Source organism: Altererythrobacter sp. KTW20L (assembly GCF_023501975.1).
Classification (GTDB): domain Bacteria; phylum Pseudomonadota; class Alphaproteobacteria; order Sphingomonadales; family Sphingomonadaceae; genus Alteraurantiacibacter.
The window spans coordinates 86093-102598 of sequence record NZ_JAMFLH010000002.1; the positions used below are offsets into that span (position 1 = coordinate 86093).

19 protein-coding genes are annotated in these 16506 nt (G+C 63.4%); 5 read left to right on the top strand and 14 right to left on the bottom strand.

All coding sequences use genetic code 11. The features are described 5' to 3' along the window. The first annotated feature begins 36 nt into the window (after positions 1 to 36). Both M3P36_RS01940 and M3P36_RS01945 read left to right on the top strand, forming a co-directional pair. The gene (locus M3P36_RS01940) at positions 37 to 519 is read left to right on the top strand and encodes a hypothetical protein (protein ID WP_249699569.1); all 483 of its coding nucleotides are present in this window, start codon (positions 37 to 39) and stop codon (positions 517 to 519) included. Beyond that, positions 461 to 805, top strand: coding sequence for a DUF2793 domain-containing protein (locus M3P36_RS01945; RefSeq protein WP_249699572.1), 345 nt, complete (start codon positions 461 to 463; stop codon positions 803 to 805). The genes M3P36_RS01940 and M3P36_RS01945 overlap by 59 nt, the downstream gene beginning before the upstream one ends. Here M3P36_RS01945 and M3P36_RS01950 read toward each other — a convergent pair. From M3P36_RS01950 to M3P36_RS15120, 7 genes are all read right to left on the bottom strand, one after another. Beyond that, entirely contained in the window at positions 802 to 2343 is a 1542-nt protein-coding gene (locus M3P36_RS01950; protein ID WP_249699584.1) for an MFS transporter, read from the bottom strand. The two genes, M3P36_RS01945 and M3P36_RS01950, sit on opposite strands and share 4 nt — an antisense overlap. After that, positions 2343 to 3044 carry a 7-cyano-7-deazaguanine synthase QueC gene (gene queC, locus M3P36_RS01955; protein ID WP_249699593.1) on the bottom strand — a complete coding sequence of 234 codons (702 nt, stop codon included), beginning with the start codon at positions 3042 to 3044 and terminating at the stop codon, positions 2343 to 2345. The genes M3P36_RS01950 and queC overlap by 1 nt, the downstream gene beginning before the upstream one ends. 54 nt (positions 3045 to 3098) lie before the next feature. Next, complete coding sequence (locus M3P36_RS01960) at positions 3099 to 3500, bottom strand: DUF3617 domain-containing protein (RefSeq protein ID WP_249699597.1); 402 nt, start codon at positions 3498 to 3500, stop codon at positions 3099 to 3101. A gap of 113 nt (positions 3501 to 3613) precedes the next feature. Continuing rightward, complete coding sequence (hslO, locus tag M3P36_RS01965) at positions 3614 to 4519, bottom strand: Hsp33 family molecular chaperone HslO (RefSeq protein WP_249699600.1); 906 nt, start codon at positions 4517 to 4519, stop codon at positions 3614 to 3616. 31 nt (positions 4520 to 4550) lie between these two features. After that, entirely contained in the window at positions 4551 to 5492 is a 942-nt protein-coding gene (gene argF, locus M3P36_RS01970) for an ornithine carbamoyltransferase (RefSeq protein ID WP_249699612.1), read from the bottom strand. Positions 5493 to 5497: 5 nt separating this feature from the next. Further along, positions 5498 to 6688, bottom strand: coding sequence for an aspartate aminotransferase family protein (locus M3P36_RS01975; RefSeq protein WP_249699616.1), 1191 nt, complete (start codon positions 6686 to 6688; stop codon positions 5498 to 5500). A 129-nt stretch (positions 6689 to 6817) separates the two neighbouring features. Further along, complete coding sequence (locus tag M3P36_RS15120) at positions 6818 to 7585, bottom strand: cold-shock protein (RefSeq protein ID WP_283773295.1); 768 nt, start codon at positions 7583 to 7585, stop codon at positions 6818 to 6820. A 264-nt stretch (positions 7586 to 7849) separates the two neighbouring features. On the opposite strand from M3P36_RS15120, the gene M3P36_RS01990 reads away from it, so the two are divergent. The 3 genes from M3P36_RS01990 to M3P36_RS02000 are packed head-to-tail and all read left to right on the top strand — an operon-like array spanning position 7850 to position 9595. Further along, the gene (locus M3P36_RS01990; protein WP_249699627.1) at positions 7850 to 8296 is read left to right on the top strand and encodes a protein tyrosine phosphatase family protein; all 447 of its coding nucleotides are present in this window, start codon (positions 7850 to 7852) and stop codon (positions 8294 to 8296) included. Beyond that, complete coding sequence (locus tag M3P36_RS01995) at positions 8268 to 8705, top strand: hypothetical protein (protein ID WP_249699629.1); 438 nt, start codon at positions 8268 to 8270, stop codon at positions 8703 to 8705. The genes M3P36_RS01990 and M3P36_RS01995 overlap by 29 nt, the downstream gene beginning before the upstream one ends. Continuing rightward, a complete protein-coding gene (locus M3P36_RS02000) occupies positions 8702 to 9595 on the top strand; it encodes a sterol desaturase family protein (protein WP_249699632.1) in 894 nt (297 codons plus the stop codon). Before M3P36_RS01995 ends, M3P36_RS02000 begins: the two co-directional genes overlap by 4 nt. Positions 9596 to 9730: 135 nt before the next feature. Here M3P36_RS02000 and M3P36_RS02005 read toward each other — a convergent pair whose 3' ends face one another. From M3P36_RS02005 to M3P36_RS02035, 7 genes are all read right to left on the bottom strand, one after another. After that, positions 9731 to 10909, bottom strand: coding sequence for an OmpA family protein (locus M3P36_RS02005; protein ID WP_349630533.1), 1179 nt, complete (start codon positions 10907 to 10909; stop codon positions 9731 to 9733). A 279-nt stretch (positions 10910 to 11188) separates the two neighbouring features. After that, complete coding sequence (locus M3P36_RS02010; RefSeq protein WP_249699636.1) at positions 11189 to 11527, bottom strand: P-II family nitrogen regulator; 339 nt, start codon at positions 11525 to 11527, stop codon at positions 11189 to 11191. Between the two features lie 202 nt (positions 11528 to 11729). After that, a complete protein-coding gene (locus M3P36_RS02015; RefSeq protein WP_249699639.1) occupies positions 11730 to 13067 on the bottom strand; it encodes an ammonium transporter in 1338 nt (445 codons plus the stop codon). A gap of 29 nt (positions 13068 to 13096) precedes the next feature. After that, positions 13097 to 13435, bottom strand: coding sequence for a P-II family nitrogen regulator (locus M3P36_RS02020; RefSeq protein WP_249699641.1), 339 nt, complete (start codon positions 13433 to 13435; stop codon positions 13097 to 13099). Positions 13436 to 13594: 159 nt separating this feature from the next. Continuing rightward, the gene (locus tag M3P36_RS02025) at positions 13595 to 14296 is read right to left on the bottom strand and encodes an endonuclease/exonuclease/phosphatase family protein (protein ID WP_249699651.1); all 702 of its coding nucleotides are present in this window, start codon (positions 14294 to 14296) and stop codon (positions 13595 to 13597) included. Positions 14297 to 14299: 3 nt separating this feature from the next. Then, positions 14300 to 14878, bottom strand: a complete 579-nt coding sequence (locus tag M3P36_RS02030; RefSeq protein WP_249699653.1) for a pyridoxamine 5'-phosphate oxidase family protein — start codon at positions 14876 to 14878, stop codon at positions 14300 to 14302. 31 nt (positions 14879 to 14909) lie between these two features. Beyond that, on the bottom strand, positions 14910 to 16433 hold the full coding sequence (locus M3P36_RS02035; protein ID WP_249699662.1) for a peptide chain release factor 3: 1524 nt from the start codon (positions 16431 to 16433) through the stop codon (positions 14910 to 14912). Positions 16434 to 16506 lie beyond the last annotated feature (73 nt).

Genomic DNA, 16506 nt, shown 5'->3' on the forward strand with positions numbered 1-16506 from the left:
CACCGGACTATCGGTGCGCTCAAGCCAAGAGGGCCCATGGGAACGACAACTCATCTCAGGACTGTCCAGAAGACCGGCGAAAAGCCCGGGCTCGATCGCCACTGGCGCGGCCTGTTCCTCGATACGCTGGCCGAAACCTCCAATGTCAGCGCCGCAGCGCGCGAGGCCGGGATCAATCCCAGCCGCGCCTACAAGGTCCGCCGCGAAGAGCCCGCCTTTCGCGCCAAATGGTACGAAGCCCTGCTCGAAGGCTATGAACTGCTCGAACTGGAAACGCTCCACCGCCTCCGCATGGGGGTCGATGCGGGCAAGGAAGACCGCAAGTTCGATATCGCCAACGCCCTGCGCATCCTGATGATGCACCGCGAGACCGTGGCCCGCGAACGCGCGCAGCACAGCCACGGCTGCCGGACAGGTGCAGAAGGAGTTCTTCGTCAACGAGGCCCATGCCCGGGCCGACATGCTGCTCCATCCCGCCGTACTGGGCGAAACGGACGCTCCGCCCGCCGACGCAGCTGAAGGCGATTGTTGGCTCGTCGGAGCGGGGGCAACCGGAGTCTGGGCTGGCCATGCGGGTGAGCTAGCCTGTATGCAATCGTCCAACTGGCTGTATGCCGCTCCGCGTAACGGCATGATAGTCTATGACGAGGCCGCAGGCCAGAACCGGCGCTATGCGGACGGTTGGCAGGCGGCCGCCCCGGTTGCCGAGCCCAGTGGAGGGCTTACTGTTGACGCCGAAGCGCGCAGCGCTGTGGCGGGATTGATAACTGCCCTGGTCGCTGGCGGCATCCTGCCTGGCAGCTAGGCGGCTGCAGCAAACGCACGGCCGTATCGCCGGACCACAAGCGTCAGCGCGACAAGGCCCGGCACCACGGCGACCAGTGATGACATGACGCCGAGTGATAACTCACCGGAACTCGTCGAGATATATCCGGCAACGAACGGGCCCAGACCCAGTCCGAGCAAGGTTGCGCCCAGCAGGAATATCGCCGTCGCAGTCCCCCGCATGTGCGGCTTGACCAGCGCTTGGCTAGCTGCCGCGCATGCGCCCAGCGCAGAGGCCGTGGCGGCCTGCGCGAGGAAGTTGCAGACCAGGAATACCGTGCCGGAACTTGTGCTGTAGCCGACCAGGATCAGCGGAACCGATCCTACCAGGGCGATCAACGAAACCATGACCCGCCCGCTTGCATAGTGCCGCGAAAGTCTGTCGGCCAGCCATCCCCCCAGGATTACGCCAATGAATCCGCCGAGCGCGTTGGGCGCGCCAACAACCATGCCAAGCTCGGTCTTGCTGAAAGCAAACGTCCGCTCGGCATAGGGAGCGGCCCAATAGGTTATCGTGTAGCCGATGTAACAGACTGCGGCATAGACCAGCACAATGCCGGTGAAAGCTGCGGAACCCCAGGTAAAGGCGAAAGTCTCCCGGTCGCTCGATCGCAGCGCGCTAGCCCAGCTGAAGGTGGCGTAGAAACCGACCCCCACGAAGATGAACTGCGCCAAGTTGCCAAAGATCGCAGAAGCCAGCCAGGCCACGATGGCCAGCAACAGCGCCACGGCCAGATTGATCGCCAACGCCCGGTGCCCACGCCTCGCCGCCCCGAGCAAGGTGAATGGCGGCACAATCTGCACGGTCTGGCTGAGGAATTCCTGCCATGCACGCGGATTATTGCCGCTGACGCTTGCGCCTCCATCGAGCGCCCCGCGCACCGGCTCTTTCAGCGTCAAGACCCATATCGCCAGCAACAGGCCGGGCAGTCCAACGATGACGAAGGCCGCCTGCCATCCGACAAGGCCCAGCGGGCCGCCCATGGGCCAGGCAGAATTCCATGTCTCGACGATGGCGCCGCCGATAACCAGCGACAAGCCACTCCCCACGAACAGTCCCGACGCATAGAGGGACAGGGCCGTGGCGCGCAGCCGCGCAGGAAACCAGTCGGAGATCAGCGAGTAGGCGCAGGGATTGGCACTCGCCTCGCCCACGCCCACCCCGATCCGCGCGACTGTCAGGGTAGTGAAGTTCTTCGCGGCACCCGACAGGATGGTCATGGCAGACCACAGTGTAAGCCCCAGGCTGAGCAGGCGCAGGCGATGCCAGCCATCGGCCAGCCGTCCGAGCGGGATACCGAACAGGGCATAGAATATCGCAAAGGCCGTCCCGTAAAGGAAGCCCAGCTGGGCATCGTCAATGCCCAGATCACGGCCAATGTCGTTCGCCAGGATCGACAGGATCTGCCGATCAACGAAGTTGACCAGGTAGACCAGGAACAGGACCCCCAGCGCGTACCAGCTATAGGCCGGGACGCGATCCGATACCTCGTGCTGATCCTCCTCCCGAGCCTCCATCAACCGCCATCCGGCAACGCAGCGTAAGCCGTGGGATCGATCAGCCCTGCCTCGGCAAATCCCTTCTGGCGCAACCGGCAGCTGTCGCACAGGCCGCAGGCTCGGCCATCGAGCGCAGGATCGTAACACGACCAGCTCATTCCCGGATCTAGGCCCAGTCGGGCCGCTTCGGTCGCTATCCGCGCCTTGTCCCAGTATTGGAGCGGGGTGTGGATCGTAAACGGCCTGCCTTGGACCCCGTCACGCGTGGCTAGCCGCGCGCATTCCTGGAAACTGGCGATAAAGTCTGGCCGGCAATCGGGATAGCCGGAGTAATCAAGCGCATTCACTCCGATGAAAATGTCGTGCGCGCCTACAGCTTCGGCCCAGGCCAGCGTCAGTGACAGGAAAACCAGATTGCGCGCCGGTACATATGTGACCGGAATGCCGTGTGCCTCCACTCCGCCCTTCGGCACGGGGATCTCATCCGTCAGCGCCGATCCGCCGAATCGCGACAGATCGAGTGGGAGGATGACGTGGCGCTCCGCCCCCAGTGCTGCAGCAATCTCAACCGCCGAGGCAATCTCGCGGCGATGGCGCTGGCTGTAGTCGATGGTCAAGGCATTCACGGCAAAGCCCTGCTCGCAAGCAATTCCCCCGGCCACCATTGAGTCGAGCCCTCCGGAAAGGAGGATTACGGCCTTGGGTTGCTGCTGCGCCATGCGCCACGGCTAGGCACGTAGCGCGCAATCGGCAAGACTTCTTGCTTCGCAAAATCAGCAGGGGCCGGTTCGCCTCGCCTCACCTTCGATCGTGAACGGCATTCCGCCCTGCGTCCCTTGGCTCCGGATCTGGACCAGCCCGGCACTTTCACGGCGGATTGTCGTCCGGCCATAGCCATCACCGCGACAGGTGTACTGCACTGTCACCACTGATGCGCTGTCTTCCACGATATAGGAGGTGCAGCCCGACTGCCGGTGCTGCAACTGGATCAGCTCGCGACCCGTTCGCACACAGATGGTGCGATGACTTCCGTCGGCCCGAGAACGCAGGTCCCAGCTGCCCTTGCTGAGTGTCTCGAGCATGGCCAGTTCAGGCGCCTGGGCGGAAGCTGGCCAGACCGCGCCAAGCAATGCGGCGGCGGCAAGCACGCTGAAACGCCTTTGCAATTTCCCCATCACTCCAGCCTCCTGTTCGCGGCCAACCGGCGCATCCGTATTGGCAGAACCTCATACCACACCGGACATGAACGCCCAATTGCCCTGCACGTGCGACGAGCCGATGAAGCACATCAATCCAGGATGGGGAATTTCCTCGAGCAGAACGCGCAATCGACCACGATCACACCGTTCTCATCGGCCATATCGCGCCGCTCGTCCTTGGGGAACCGCGCCAGTACCTGTTCGAAATGCAGGACACTGCAACGGCACCCCTTGGTCAGGTGTTCCCCCTGGACCACCCTTACTTCCGGTTCCTCGTGATAGAGCCGCCAGACAAGTTGCTCCAGTGACAAAGACTGTTCGAATATTTCTTCGGGGCGAAGAGAAGCGCCAAGAATGCTGATATGCTCCCACTCGGGTTCGTCAAAGCGGACATGCAGTCTTTCGCGCCCTTCCTCGCCGTCGGGCAAGTGCTGGATCAGCATCCCGCCGGCCACGCACCCGCCTGCGCCCGACCTAACGGCGGTGCGGATCAGGGTCGGAACCTGCTCGCTCTGGGCGAAATAGGCTTCTACCGCGTGGGTCAGCGACGCGCCTTCGAGCGGAACAAGGCCCTGGTACCGCTGGTCGCTGGTCGGGATGTCGAAGGTGATCGCCAGATACCCCTGGCCGAACAGATCGGCCAGTGACGGGTCAGCCCCAAGCCGGTCGAACTCTGCGGGGTCGTGGCTCAGATAGCCGCGCAATTCGCCATTCCGGTAATCGCAGACCAGCAGAGAGATCACCCCGCCTTCAGACTGGGCCTGGATGGTAAGCTGGTCATCCCGTTCTTTCAGCAGCCCACCCATCAACGCGGCGAGGACCAGCGCTTCGGCCAGGACGTGCTTGATCGCAGGGGGATAATCGTGCGCGGCGAGGATATCGTCGAGCACCGGGCCGAGCCGCACCATCCGTCCACGACAATCGCGCGCCGGGATGGTGAAACCGAGGATCCGGTCGAAGTTCGTTTCGGGCGAGTCGGGATGCTGCTGGGCCATGAGGCGCGATATAGGCAGCCAAAGCGGGAAGTTAACCCGCCGGGGTCGATCCCAGCAGGCCGAAACACCACAACAAGACGGACTTCTGGGCGTGTAGGCGGTTTTCCGCCTCGTCAAACACGACCGATTGCGGGCCTTCGAACACCTCTTCCGAAACTTCCTCACCGACATGAGCGGGCAGGCAGTGGAGGAACTTGGCATCGGGCTTCGCCTGCGCCATAAGTGCAGCATTGACTTGGAATGGCGCAAGCTCTGCCAGCTTTTCGTCGGCGTGGGCCTGGCCCATCGAAATCCAGGTGTCAGTGACAACAACGTCCGCCCCCGCTGCCGCCTCGGCAGCATCCTGCGTGACCGTGATCGCCGACCCTGCAGCGCGCGCGCCAACCAGATAGCGCGCTTCGGGCACATAGCCCTGCGGGGTGCCGATGCGCATATCGAACTTCATCAGCCCGGCTGCTTCGACCAGCGAATTCATCACGTTGTTGCAATCGCCCAGCCAGGCCAGCTGCAATCCGGGCAGGGGTTTGCCGTGTTCGATAATGGTGAGCAGGTCCGCCATGATCTGGCACGGGTGCGACATGTCAGTCAGGCCGTTGATGACCGGCACCCCGGCATGGCGCGCCATTTCCTCCACCTTGGCGTGATCGTCGGTCCGCACCATGATCGCATCGACCATGCGGCCCAGAACCCGCGCCGTATCTGCCACCGATTCGCCGCGGCCCAGTTGCGAGGTGCCTGAATCGAGCACGAGCGGCGAGCCGCCAAGCTGGCGGATGGCGATGTCGAAGCTCACCCGGGTGCGGGTCGAATTCTTCTCGAACACCATTGCCAGCACGCGTCCGGCCAGCGGCGCATCGGCATCGGCCTTGCCCTTGGGCCAGCCCGCTCGCGCCTTCTTGCGATCAATCGCATCGCCGATCATGGCGGCGATATCGTCACCGCCGGCATCGGCCAGGTCGAGGAAATGCCGCATCGCCATCATCCTGCTGCGGGCGGCTGGTAATCGGCTGCAGCAGCCGACAGCTTCTCGAAGAACTCGTCGATCTCGGCATCGCCAATGACCAGCGGAGGCAGGATCCGCAGTGTCTCGTCACCCGCCGCCACGGTCAGTAACTGATGGTTATCGCGCAGGTGGACCATGAACGGGCGCGGCTCGCTCTTCATTTTCAGGCCCAGCATCAGCCCCATACCGCGCACGCTGTCGAACAGTTCCGGATAGTTGCCGATGAACTGTTCCAGCCGCGACCGCAACCGATCACCCTTGTCGCGCACTTCGGCCAAGAATGCGGGATTGGCCACGGCATCCATGACCGCCGTGCCTGCCGCCATGGCCAGCGGGTTGCCACCATAGGTCGATCCGTGGGTACCGAAAGTCATGCCGCGCGCAGCCTTTTGGGTGGCAAGACAGGCGCCGAGCGGGAAGCCGCCACCGATGCCCTTGGCCGTGGCGAGGATGTCCGGCTCCATGCCGTATTGCTCGTAGGCATAGAAAGTGCCGGTCCGTGCTACGCCGCACTGAACTTCGTCAAACGCCAGCATCAGGTCATGTTCGTCTGCCAGTGCGCGCAGGCCGCCGATGAATTCTGGCGTACCGACGCGGATGCCCCCCTCACCCTGGATCGGCTCTACGAGGAAGCCAGCGGTCTGCGGGCCGATCGCGGCCTTCACGGCCTCGAGATCGTTGAATTCGACATAGCGGAAGCCGGGCAGCAGCGGGGCAAAACCCTTGTGCATCTTTTCCTGGCTCGACGCGCTAATCGTGGCCAGAGTGCGCCCGTGAAAGGCATTGTTGAACGTGATCAATTCGTACCGCGTGGTGTCGCCACCGGCCTGGTGATAAGCGCGCGCCGTCTTGATCGCGGCCTCGACCGCTTCGGCACCGGAGTTGGTAAAGAACACCGTGTCGGCGAAGCTGGCATCGACCAGCCGCTGCGCCAGTTCCTCACCCTGCGGGCTGCCATAGAGGTTGGACACGTGCATCAGCGTTGCGGCCTGGCGCTGGATCGCGCCGATCAGACCTTCGTGCGAATGGCCAAGCAGGTTTACCGCGATACCCGAGGCAAAATCGAGGTAGCGGGTGCCGTCCTCGGTGATCAGGTGGCAATGCTCGCCCTTGACGGGCCGGACGCCGCACCGGGGATAGACCGGCATTAGCGGGGTGATGGACATGGTTGAAATCCTCGAATTCAATTCTGAAACGACAAGTGGCGGCCGATTGGCCGCCGCGTGATGTCCATCGTGTAGGATGGAGGCAGCGGCCGGTCAAACCCGGCCGCCAGCCCCATACCAGCCTGCGAATCAGTCGCGGACAGGTGCCAGGTTGACAGCCGAGTGCTTGCCTCGTCGGTCAACTTCCAGGTCGAATTCGAAACGATCGCCTTCCTGGATGCCGGGAAGGCCCGAGCGTTCGACCGCGCTGATGTGCACGAAAGCATCTTCCTTGCCATCATCGCGGGTGATGAAGCCGAAGCCTTTCATCGCGTTGAAGAACTTGACCGTGCCGACAGCCTTTTCGCCCGTCAGTTCACGCTGCGGAGCGGCGCGTTCGGGCGCAGCGATGACATCGCCCACCACCTGCAGATCGGCTGCGGAAACCTTGCCGCCGCGATCCACCAGGTTGAACTGCAGCTCCTGACCTTCGGCCAGCGCGGCAAGACCTGCGCGTTCCACCTGGCTGATGTGAACGAACACGTCCTCGCCGCCTTCATCGCGCTGGATGAAACCGAAACCCTTGGCAGCGTTGAAGAATTTTACCTTGCCCTTGCCGGTGCCGACTACCTGGGCCGGCATGCCGCCGCCGCGGGGAGCGCCATCGCCGCCGCCGGGACCACGGCTGGCGAAACCGCCGCCACCGCCGCCCGAGCCGCCGCGCGAACCACCGCCGCTGTAGCGATCTCCGCCGCCGCCGCCGCCGCCGCCGAAGCGATCACCACCGCCTCCGCCGCCGCGCCAGTCATTGTCGCCAAACGATGGCGGAGTGCCGCCACCGAACGGGTCGAACGCCTCTTCCCCGAAACCATCCCGCTTGTCGCGCCCCCGGCCGCGACGACCTCTGTCGTAACCCATGTATTCGATAAACCTTCAATTCCGCCCTTGTCGTTCACCCGGCGGCCCGGACGCAATCCGGCCGAGTGGAAGCGAAGGTCCTGCCCACCACTTCGTGCCCTCCCCTATATCCTAGATTTTCACAGGTGGCGAACGATTTAAGAATCGATAGCCGGAGCGGTTTGGCCGCCTACCTTGCGAAGGGTCTTGGCCGCTTGCCAATTGTTGTGCAGGGTCGCCTCGAAGCGTGCTGCAGGATAAGATGGAACCGGTGGAGAGAGCGAAATGAGCGATTTCAGGCAATTGTCCGATGCGGTCTGGGCCAGCCCGCAGATCACGGTCGAGGACGTGGAGCTTGCGGGTGCCCAGGGCTTCTCGCTGATCGTCAACAATCGCCCCGAAGGCGAAAGCGGGGACCAGACCGACGGCGAGACAATTGCCGAAGTCGCCCGTTCGCACGGCATGGCCTATTGCGCCATCCCCATCAGCCATAGCGGCTTCAACCAGGACCAGGTGGACCGGATGGCCGAAGTGCTGGAAACGGCTCCCGGGCCGGTGCTGGCCTACTGCCGCTCCGGCACCCGCTCCACCCTGCTGTGGGCCCTCGCCCGGGCCAGCAGGGGCGCCAGTGTGGAAGATCTCGCTGCTGCTGCGGCTGCCGCAGGCTATGACTTATCGCCTATCGCCCCGGCGCTGCACCACTATGCGGCGCAGGCCAAGCCTGCGGGCTGAGCCGGTGGACGGCCTGCTGCCCCTGTTTGGTGCAGGCGTGGCAGTGTTGGCGCTGATCGGACTATCGGCCTGGCTCGGGTTCGGCGGGCGGCAGAGCCTTGAAGGACCGGACGAAGCGCTTGCCCTGGCCGGGGAGCTGCGCGGGTTCACGCCAAACAGGCTGGTCCTTGATCGCGATGGCGGGGCCGCGCTGGTCGGCGACACGCTCGGACGGATTGCGCTGGTTGCCCCGCACGGAGCGCACTTCATTGCCCGCGAGATCGGCCCGGAAGCCCGGCTGGATCGCACCGATGGCGAACTTTCGATCGCAATCGGAGCCATGCGGGTGATCCTGGCTCTGGGCGACGAGGCCGCCAGCTGGGAAAGCCTCGTTTCGCGGGCCATCGCGCCTGCGGAGACCGGCCCATGAGCGGCTTCGATCCCCTGCCATACGCCATCCCCCTGTTCGTGCTCCTGATCCTGGTTGAAATGCTTTGGGCACGGGCGTGCAAGAGGGCGCGGGCGTATGAAGTGCGCGACACTGCAGTCTCACTCGGCCTCGGGCTTGGCTCGATCGTGGCCGGAGCCCTGGCGGCTGGTGCGACAGGCGCCCTGCTGGTCCAGGCCCACGATTTTGCCCTGTTCGAGATCGGCTGGGCATGGTGGGCATGGGGCCTTTGCTTTGTGCTCGATGACCTGGCCTATTACTGGCAGCACCGCTTCAGCCACCGGGTGCGCTGGATGTGGGCCAGCCACGTCAATCACCATTCGAGCCAGCACTACAACCTGTCCACCGCACTACGCCAAACATGGACGGGCTTCATCGCGCTCAATTTCGTTTTCCGATTGCCGCTGGCTGCCGCAGGGTTCGAGCCGGCCATGATCCTGACCTGCGCCGGGCTCAATCTGATCTACCAGTTCTGGATCCATACCGAGGCGATCGGCCGCATGCCGCGCTGCTTCGAGGCGGTGATGAACACCCCGTCGCACCACCGGGTCCACCACGCGAACAACGCGATCTATCTGGACCGGAACTATGCCGGCACCTTCATTGTCTGGGACCGGGTGTTCGGCACCTTTGCACCGGAGGAAGAGGCAGTACCGATCCGCTACGGGCTGGTTCACCAGCTGGGATCGTTCAACCTCCTGCGCGCGGCGTTCCACGAATGGGTAGCTATTGCCCGGGACGTGAGACAAGCGCCGTGGCGGCATAAACTATCTTATCTTTGGCGCGAACCTGGCTGGAGCCACGATGGCAGCCGCGAAACATCGGACATGATCCGTGCGCGGACACGAGGAAGCCTGCCTCCCTCCACTTGATCCGGTTTTGATAGCATCGCCGCCGCTCTATCATTCCGTTCAGGCGGGGCCACGGTCGCAGCGCGCCGAAGGACCACGAAAAAGGGGCCGGAGGTTTCCCCCCGGCCCCTGTTTTCTTGACCAGATGGTCGTCGCTTAGTTGCCCGAACCGGGACCGTAGGTGACTTCCACGCGGCGGTTCTGCAACTCGCGGACACCGTCGGCGGTGGGCACGCGGTTCTGGCTTTCACCGAAGGCTTCGCTCGAGATGCGAGCAGCCGGGATGCCGCGACCGGTCAGGTACTGCTGGACCGAAGCGTTGCGACGTTCCGACAGGCCGACGTTGTAGGTCGCCGAGCCCGAGCGGTCGGCGTGGCCGGCCAGCATGATCGAAGCCGTGCCGCAGTTGCCATAGGCCGTGACTGCCGAATCAAGCACCGTGGCTGCTTCCGGCGTGATGTTCGACGAATCCCAGTCGAAGAACACGATGTACGGGCCCTGGTTGCACTGCACGACCGGCGGCGGAGGCGGAGGCGGAGGCGGAGGGGGCGGAGGAGGGGGCGGAGGAGGCGGCGGCGGAGGCGGCGGGGGCGGCGGAGCAACCGACGATCCGCCAAAGTTGTAGATCAGGCTGATCAGTGCCGAGTGCGTCGCCAGGCTGAACTGGTTGACGCGGCCTTCGGTGTCGCGGATATCGAACTGGTTGGTGTTGAGATACTTGTACTTCAGGCCGATGTCGAAGTTCTCGCTCGCCGGGACGCGCAGGGCGGCAATGGCCTGCCATGCCCAGGTGTGATCGTTATCGTCATAGACGAACGGGCCCGCCTGTCCGATGATCTGCTCACCGCTCATCCAGACGTGACCGTAGCCACCGCCGACCGAGAAGCCGACACCGTCATCGCCACCAAAATCGAGCAGGGCGTTGGCCATGACCGTTACCAGGCGGGTTTCGCCATCAGCGTTGAAGGTACCGGTGACCAAGGTCCCACCGGCGCCACGGGGCACACCAACAACGGTAGTCGAGAGAATCTCGGGATCCCATTCCTTGTAAGCCACTTCGACTTCGGTGCGGATCATGCCGAAGTCATAGCCGAGCTGACCGCCCAGCTCCCAACCGGTTTTGCCTTCCAGCAGGATTGCATCTTCGACCGGACCGTTGGGCGTGAACACCCGGAGGTTGGTCTCATTCGGGAACACGGCACCGACATCAACGCCGAAGTAACCCTGTCCATCCCGTGCCATCGCAGGAGCTGCAATAGCAGCCGCCGCAACGCCGAGGCAGAGCGCAATTTTTCGCATGATTAATTTCCCCTTTGAACCTTTGACGTGCTTCATAAATGCACAGTGTGCCGGTGGCAACCGCAAGTAATATGTGGGGCAACCAAATTGCTGGCATGAAGCGTCATTTTTGCCCCTCATCCCTCAAGGGGCCAGCAGCCGAATAGTTCCTTAACGCCGTCGAATATGGCACTTTTCGCGCTAAAGCTTGTCACAATCAGCCTGGATGGTTGCACAATTGCAACATATTGCCGGGCAATGGCCAAATTCACTTTGCCGACGCAACTCACAAGCCTGCGAGCCGGATTCGTTGTGCGCTTGCAGGAATTCTTTGAATTACAAGGCCAGCTCGCCGGATTCGCCAGTGCGGATGCGGACGACCTCAGGCAGGTCGAGGACGAAGATCTTGCCATCGCCGATGGTGTCGGTGCTGGCTGTGACGCGGATGGTTTCGACGACCTGCGGCGCCAGGGCATCGCTGGTGGCGATTTCCAGCCGGACCTTGGGCAGCATGTTCACCGCATATTCGGCTCCGCGATAGATTTCGGTCTGGCCCTTCTGGCGGCCGAAGCCCTTGGCTTCCGATGCCGTCATCCCGGCCACGCCGATTGCGGCCAGCGCCTCGCGAACCTCTTCCAGTTTGAACGGCTTTATCACCGCGATCACCAGCTTCATCGCCAACCCCTTTTGTGTTCGTCCCATCGGCATGAGGCCGACAGCAGCTTCTCTCTATAATGGGCCTGCCCCTGCGGGTGGCAACAAAAAAGGGCCGGAGCGGCTGGCTCCGGCCCAATAGTTTGTACGTTCGCAGGAGGAACGTGGTGAGGCGGAACCGGGGGGAGAGAAGGAGAAGGTCCCGGTTCCGCCAAACTTGGTATCAGTTGTAGGCGCGCTCGCCGTGTTCCGAGATATCGAGGCCGTTGACCTCTTCCTCTTCGGTGACACGCAGCCCGATGGTCAGCTTCACGATGTAGCCGGCGATCAGGGTGCCGATACCGGCCCAGGCGACCGTAACCAGGACGCTGTAGGTCTGGATCCAGAGCTGTGCACCCATCGCGGTCGATCCATCGCCAGGTCCACCAAGGAACGGCTGGTAGACCACCGCCGTGCCGATGGCGCCGACGATGCCGCCGATGCCGTGGATGCCGAAAGCGTCAAGCGAGTCGTCGTAGCCGAACTTGGCCTTCATCTTGGCGACGAAGATGTAGCAGACGATCGACGACAGGATGCCGAGCAGGATCGCACCGAACGGGCCGGAGTTGCCGGCTGCCGGGGTTACCGCCACGAGACCGGCGATGATACCCGAGGCGAAGCCCAGGGCCGAACCCTTGTGACCGGCCAGCTTTTCCATCACCATCCAGGCAAGGGCAGCAGCTGCCGTCGCGACGAAGGTGTTGATCATGGCCAGGCCGGCGAAGCCATCGGCTTCCAGCGCCGAACCGGCGTTGAAGCCGAACCAACCCACCCACAGCAGGCCAGCGCCCACCAGGGTCATGGTCAGGCTGTGCGGAGGCATGGGTTCCGACGGGTAACCACGACGCTTGCCCAGCAGGTAGGCGAGCACCAGGCCGGAAATACCGGCATTGATGTGCACCACGGTGCCGCCGGCGAAGTCGAGCGCGCCGTCTTCGAACAGCAGGCCACCACCCGCCCACACCATGTGCGCGATCGGGAAATAGACGATGGTCAGCCAGATCGGCACGAACATCATCAGCGCGGTGAACTTCATGCGCTCGGCCGTCGCACCCAGGATAAGGGCGGCGGTGATCGCGGCGAAGGTCATCTGGAAGCTGATGAAGACATACTTGCTGATGACCTCATCGCTGAAGGTTGCCGCCGTGCTGCTCGCATCGGTGCCAGCCAGGAAATAGCTTCCACCGCTGATGAACAGGCCAAGCGTGCCATCATAAACGGTATCGCCGAACGCCAGCGAATAGCCCCACATCACCCACACCAGCATGGCGAGGCAGGCGGTGGCGCCTACCTGCGTCATGGTGGAGAGCATGTTCTTGGAACGGGTCAGGCCGCCATAGAACAGTGCCAGGCCCGGCAGAATCATCAGCAGCACCAGCAGCGTGGCAGTCATCATCCAGGCGTTATTGCCGGGATTGGGAACGGCAGGAGCGACCTCGGCCACCTCCTGCGCGAAGGCCGCCGTGGCGACCATCATTGAAGTACCGATTGCACCGGCACTGTAGATCAGTTTGCGGATCATAGTATTACCCCTCTGTCCGAAAGCGCCGCTCAAAGCGCGGTCTCGCCGGTTTCGCCGGTGCGGATCCGCGTGGTCGACATCAGGTCGAGGACGAAGATCTTCCCGTCGCCGATGCTTTCCGTGCTGGCAGTTGCCTGGATGGTTTCGACGACCTTGGGCATCAGCTCGTCGCTGACAGCGATTTCGAGCTTCACCTTGGGGAGCATGTTCACCGAATATTCGGCGCCGCGATAAATCTCGGTCTGCCCCTTCTGCCGGCCGAAGCCCTTGACTTCGGACACTGTCATGCCCGCGACGCCCAAGGCGCCGAGTGCTTCACGCACTTCGTCGAGCTTGAACGGTTTGATGATGGCGATGATGAATTTCATCACTGACCCCTGTTGCTTACCGGAGACACTCCCGGCCAGGGAACTACAACGCAAACACCGTGCCAGTTTCCCCCAGCGAGGCGTTTACCGCGCGTTAACGATTATGACGGGGGTGGGGGGCCTTCTGCTCCGCCTGAATCTTGGGCAGTTGCCTAAATACTAGGCATCGATCTCCAGCTCGGCACGTACCGGGAGGTGATCCGATGCGCTGACGGCCAGGGCGCTGTGGTGGACTTCGACCTTGTCGCAGGACCAATGGGCCGAGTGGACGATCCGGTCGAGCGCGGCGAGCGGTCGGCGGCCGGGGAAGGATCGGCCGGGTTCGAGCACGGTCCAGTCATGGGCATCATCGGCAAAGGCGCGCAGGGATCCACCTCGTGGCGACCATTCGTTGAGGTCGCCCATGATTACCGCCGGGCCCTGGCCCAGTTTCATCACGTCGCAGACCGCTTCGATCTGGCGCCGCCTGAGCAGGCCTGACAGGTCGAGATGCAGTCCCACCACGTCGAATTCCTGCCCGTCCTTGGACAGCCGGGCATGGACCGCGCCGCGCGGTTCGAGCGAGGGCAGCGTAATGGGCGCGGCATCGATGATGTCTATCCCCCGCCGAACCAGGATGGAGTTGCCGTGCCAGCCCATGCCACCTGCACGAGTGACCAGCGGCACGATCTGCCAGTGCGATTCCACCACCATGTCGCGCGGCAGCACGGCGGCGCGGGTGCCGAAACGCAGGTCGGCCTCCTGCAGCGCCACCACATCGGCATCCATCTCGTGCAGCACGCGCACGATCCGGTCGGCATCGCGCCGACCGTCGATGCCCACTGCCTTGTGGATGTTGTAGCTGCCGAATGTGATGCGCATGGCTTAGCTCTTGGCAGGCTCCGGCGCTTGGCCCGCGATAAAGCGGTCCGTCTGGCGCGTGGGCAGGCCATCGATGCTCTGCCGCCGGTTGCGGTGCTTGTAGGCCCATTCCTGCGGATCGGCCTTGGCATGGAGCTTGACCAGCGTCTGCCGCTCGGCCTCCAGGGTCATAAGAGGGACGCCATAGCCGCAACTGGTCTGGACACTCTCTACCGCGATGTCGAAGATCTGGCGGGTACCGGGCAGCAGGGTGAAGTGGGAGGCGAGCTCATCCCATCCGCGCTCCCACGGCAGGACCGGCTCGCCCCGGCCATAGATGCGCAGGATCTGTGCAGGCTGGCGGAAATTGCAGAACATCAGCGTGATGCGCCCATCCGCCAGCAAGTGGGCATTGGTCTCGTTGCCCGATCCACCCAGGTCCAAATAGGCGACGCGGGTGGGCGAGAGGACTCTGAAGGCGTCGTACCCCTTGGGGCTGAGGTTGATCCGCGCCCCTTCGGCCGCCGTGGCAACGAAGAACACCGGCTGGGCAGCGATCATCGCCTGGTGCGCAGCGCTCAGTTCGTCGGAGAATTCGGCCATGGGACCAACTTATGGGCGAGCAGAGGAGTTGTCACCTCTCCTTGGTGGCGCTGAATGTCAGGTCGGGGTTCTTTTCGGCTGCATAGTTCACGTCCCACGGGCTGCGGGCCATGAACACCAGGTCGCCGTCACGATCGCGCGCCAGGTTGTTGCGGTTGAATTCGGCGAAGGACTGCTGCGCCGCATCCGACCCTTTCAGCCAGCGCGCCGTGGCAAAGGGCGAGGCTTCGAGCACGGCCTCGACCTTGTATTCGGCCTCCAGCCGCGAAACGAGAACTTCCAACTGAAGCTGTCCGACCACGCCGACAATCCACTGCGCGCCGAATTCGGGATAGAACACCTGGATCACCCCTTCTTCCGACAGGTCGTCCAGCGCTTTCCTCAACTGCTTGGTCTTGGTCGGATCGACCAGCTGCACCCGGCGCAGGATTTCCGGCGCGAAGTTGGGCAGGCCGGTGAAGCGGATCTGGTTCTTCTCGCTCAGCGTATCGCCCACCCGCAGCGTGCCGTGGTTGGGGATGCCGATGATGTCGCCGGCTTCCGCCGTATCGGCCAATTCGCGGTCCTGCGCGAAGAACAGGATGGGGCTGTGGATGGCGATCGGCTTGCCGAGGCCCGATGGCACCAGCTTCATGCCGCGTTTGAACGTGCCCGAGACCTGCCGCATGAAAGCGATCCGGTCACGGTGATTGGGGTCCATGTTGGCCTGGACCTTGAAGATGAAGCCGGTCACCTCGTCGCGGCTCGGGTCGATCATGACCTCGCCCGCCGGTTGCGGTCGCGGTGGGGGCGCGTGCCGGGCGATGGCGTCGATCAGGTCGGTGACACCGAAGTTCTTCAGGGCGGAACCGAAATAGACCGGCGTCAAGTCGCCATTGCGGTAGGCCTCTGCATCGAATTCGGGATAGCCGATCTGCGCCAGCTCGATCTCCTCCGCCCATTGGTCGGGGATTGTTGCGCCCTCATCCACCTTGCCGAGGAATTCGCGGCTGGGCCCTTCAGGCCGGGCGATGTTGCCGGTGGCGAAATCGAGCACGCCTTCGAACTGCCCGCCCATGCCGATGGGATAGGCCTGCGGGCTGACATCGAGCGCCAGCATGTCGGCAATCTCGTCGAGCAGTTCGAACACCGGGCGGCCTTCGCGGTCCACCTTGTTGACGAAAGTGATGATCGGCACAGAGCGCAGGCGGCAGACCTCGAACAGCTTGCGGGTCTGCGGCTCGATGCCCTTGGCCGCGTCGATCACCATCACGGCTGAATCGACCGCGGTCAGCGTGCGGTAGGTATCTTCCGAAAAATCCTCGTGCCCCGGTGTGTCGAGCAGGTTGAAGGTAATGCCATCGCGCTCGAAGGTCATCACGGAGCTGGTGACCGAGATGCCGCGTTGCTGCTCGATCTTCATCCAGTCGCTGCGCGCCCGCCGCGCCGCGCCGCGCGCTTTCACCTCGCCCGCAAGGTGGATCGCGCCACCTTGCAGCAGCAGCTTTTCAGTCAGGGTCGTCTTGCCCGCGTCAGGGTGCGAGATGATGGCGAAGGTGCGGCGATTGGAAGTCATTGTTGCTCTCTTCTCCCCTCCCGCTTGCGGGAAGGGCCGGGGGTGGGCCTGTCACTATCGCAGCGTCAGGAGC